A 3,038-nucleotide genomic window follows, 5' to 3' on the forward strand; every position below is an offset into this window, starting at 1 on the left:
GAGTGACAGCTTTGTGCTTGAACTTACCCCACAGGAAAAGTTTTTTTATTTGTATCTTATATCGAATACAAAATCCACTCAATGCGGTATCTATGAAATCTCTCCTAAGTTTATTGCAATAGAGACAGGCTATAGTAAAGACGATGTACAGCGGCTAATTAAAAGATTTTGTAATTTTGAGAAGATTTTATATTGCGATGATACTAAAGAAATTATGGTGTTAAATTGGATAAAATATAACGCACCTAACAACAATAATGCAATTATAGGCGTTCAAAAAGAGCTAAAAAGGGTTAAAAATAAAGCATTTCTTGAAATTCTATTTAAAAAGTGTAAGGACGCTGAATTAGACGTGGAAAAGATTTTCAAAAAAAACATTATAGATAATGATAAAATTTCAAAGGATTGTTATTTAGAAAAACTGGACAAGCCTAGCGTATACGATAATTCAGGCAATATTACTGATGAAATCCTTTTGATACCAGAAGATAAAGATTATGCCGTAGAAAAAGAAGGAATTGGAGAGGCAAAGGTATTTTCAATTTATAGAACACTTGGTAGCCCCTTAGTAGGGGCTTGCAAGGGGCTACCAAGTAATAGAATAAGAAGTAAAGAACAAGTAGTAATAAATAAAGAAAAACAATTAATAAATAAAGAAGAAGAAGTAAATTCTGATGCTACGTCTGTTGGTATAAAAAACATAATTAAAGTATTTGAAGAAAATATACATGCTTTATCTCCTTTTGAAAATGAAAAAATACTTGAATTTACAAATCAGGTGACTAGTGAAGTTATTATTATGGCAATAGAGGAGGCTGTAATTTACAATGCTAAAACAATGAAGTATATAACTAAAATAATTAATAACTGGATTAGCAATGGCATAGAAACTGCTGATCAAGTCAAAGCTTATCAAAAAAGTTGGGATAATAAAAAGGCAAGCTATTTAAACCTAAAAGTGAAAAAGAGTGATTTCTGCGATTACGAACAAAGAACTTATGATTTTGATGTTTTAGAAAAGCAGTTATTGGGTTAGCTTACTGATAAATTATTATTGAATATACCCTATATTAAAAATTATGGAGGCGTTATATATTATGGAAAAACTAGTTGAAAAGGCTAAAAACAAAGAGGATGGAGCTACGGACCAGATAATAGAGAAATTCAAATATCTAATACTTAAAGAGGCGTCAAGGTATCACATTCCAGGTTATGAACTTGAAGACCTAATCCAGCATGGTTATCTTTCTGTTATAAAAGCGATAGCAATGTACAAGTTAGGTAGCAACAGCTTTAACGGCTATTGTATAAATTCAATAAGGATGAACTATAAAGCTCTTCTAAAGGGAGAAATTAAACATTTTAGAGAAGTTCCAAACAATGATATGTTAGATTTTGATTCCTCAGGAAATTATGAATTTACATTAGAGGACGAAGTGATTGCCTATGATGAGGTGAAAAAATTATATCTCGCTCTTGATACTCTTGATCCCTTAGAGCGCACAGTTATAGAGGGATATTATCTTCTGGGACTTACGCTAGGAGAAATCGCCTGTGATAGTGATAAAAGTTATTATCAATATACAAGGATTAAGAAAAAAGCGTTAGAGAAACTGAAAGATCTTATGTAGATTAAATCTTTTCAGAAAACTTCGCACAAAATTCTGGAACGTCATATATATTCAGTGAAAACAAAATGAAAGGAGTGATTAGTATGGCAGTTGTATCTACAAAAGTGGCAAGTGCATTAAGGATGACAATGAAAGTCGGGGTGGGAGAGGATGGCAAGGATCAGTTTGTAACAAAAACACTAAGTAATTTAAAAGTTACTGCAGTGGACACAGACATATTTGCAGTAGGACAAGCTATCTCTAATATCAAAACTTACCCATTGTTCGCATTAGACAGACAAGATCAGTTTAGCTTACTTATGGAATAAGACTTATTTTATAAGACTTATGAAATAGCTTCACATCAAAAGTTTAAAATTTAGATGCCAAAGTTAAAATTTAAAGGAGGAATAATGATATGCATAAATTAATTATGAGATTTTTAACAGTTGTAGAAGGGAAGTATTTTACTTTAACTGTAGATGACATTAAAGCGGATGAAACTGGAGTGCCAACAGTCACAGAAATTGAGGTAAAGGCTCTTATGGATTTAGTTATCTCAAACAACATTTTCTTATCATCTAATGGGGACTTAATTGGCAAGAAAGATGCTAAGATAGTTTCGACAGCTACTAGCACAGTTGTTTTAGCTTAGGAAAATAGCACCAGGGAAAATGAGCATCTATAGAATAGACACTTTGAAAAAAAGTGTTTAAGCTATAGGTGCTTTTGTTTATGATAATAGCAATTTCAGTCTCAAGCTCCTTCAAAAAATCTCTCGGCAGGTTGAGCAAAACCCAAAACACGTGCAAGTTTTGAAAATTACAATTCATTTTTTAATAAAAAGTAATGGTTCTGTTATTAAAACAGATAAAAATACAATTTAAATCGTTATTAAAAAGGATTATGGTTATTTTATGCAAGCTGTTTGTTAAAATGTTGCATAGAAATTAGTTTTCGCTCAGTCTGCCGGGGGTTGTGAACGTTCAGTGAACAACCAATGCGGAGGCTAGGCGAAAATGGAACATTTGATGCGAATTAAGTAGATGAGAAGTTGGATTGGAGAGTTGAGAAATTTGGTAAAAGAGAAACAAAAAAACTTGGCGGTAGCCAGGGTGGAACTACTGAAATTTATATTTTGGTAGTTTTTTTGTAGTGAATGACAGCTTTCACGACATTAATAGAATATTAATTGTAATGTTTAGGTAAATAGTGCATAAGGTAAGAAAAGAGGATATAATATAATAAAAATGATTAAAGTGAGGTGTTAATATGAACACACAACCAACTACATTTGAAGTAACTTTACCAGAAGAGTTTATACCTTTTTTAAATAAAATTTCGGGGGATTCTATAGACCAAAAGGTTAGGCTAGCTTTTGCGTTAAACTTATTTACTAGTAGAACAGTAACATTTGAAAAAGCAGCA

At 31.7% G+C, this 3,038-nt stretch carries 4 protein-coding genes; all 4 read left to right on the forward strand.

The window, feature by feature from the left end; genetic code table 11:
* A partial coding sequence (locus tag VIM70_RS00485; protein ID WP_331943007.1) for a DnaD domain protein occupies positions 1-1,036 on the forward strand: 1,036 nt, incomplete at its 5' end.
* A 61-nt stretch (positions 1,037-1,097) separates the two neighbouring features.
* Entirely contained in the window at positions 1,098-1,631 is a 534-nt protein-coding gene (locus tag VIM70_RS00490; RefSeq protein WP_331943009.1) for a sigma-70 family RNA polymerase sigma factor, read from the forward strand.
* Between the two features lie 83 nt (positions 1,632-1,714).
* The gene (locus VIM70_RS00495; protein WP_331943011.1) at positions 1,715-1,939 is read left to right on the forward strand and encodes a DUF1659 domain-containing protein; all 225 of its coding nucleotides are present in this window, start codon (positions 1,715-1,717) and stop codon (positions 1,937-1,939) included.
* Positions 1,940-2,028: 89 nt separating this feature from the next.
* Positions 2,029-2,265: a DUF2922 domain-containing protein gene (locus VIM70_RS00500; protein WP_331943013.1), complete on the forward strand. Its 237-nt coding sequence runs from the start codon at positions 2,029-2,031 to the stop codon at positions 2,263-2,265.
* Positions 2,266-3,038 lie beyond the last annotated feature (773 nt).

Source organism: Clostridium sp., assembly GCF_036569345.1.
Classification (GTDB): Bacteria; Bacillota; Clostridia; order Clostridiales; family Clostridiaceae; genus Clostridium_AD.

Excerpts from the sequence above, each read along its gene's own strand:
- VIM70_RS00500 (WP_331943013.1), top strand. The coding sequence starts at position 2,029 with ATGCATAAATTAATTATGAGATTTTTAACAGTTGTAGAAGGGAAGTAT.
- VIM70_RS00495 (WP_331943011.1), top strand. The coding sequence starts at position 1,715 with ATGGCAGTTGTATCTACAAAAGTGGCAAGTGCATTAAGGATGACAATG.
- VIM70_RS00490 (WP_331943009.1), top strand. The coding sequence starts at position 1,098 with ATGGAAAAACTAGTTGAAAAGGCTAAAAACAAAGAGGATGGAGCTACG.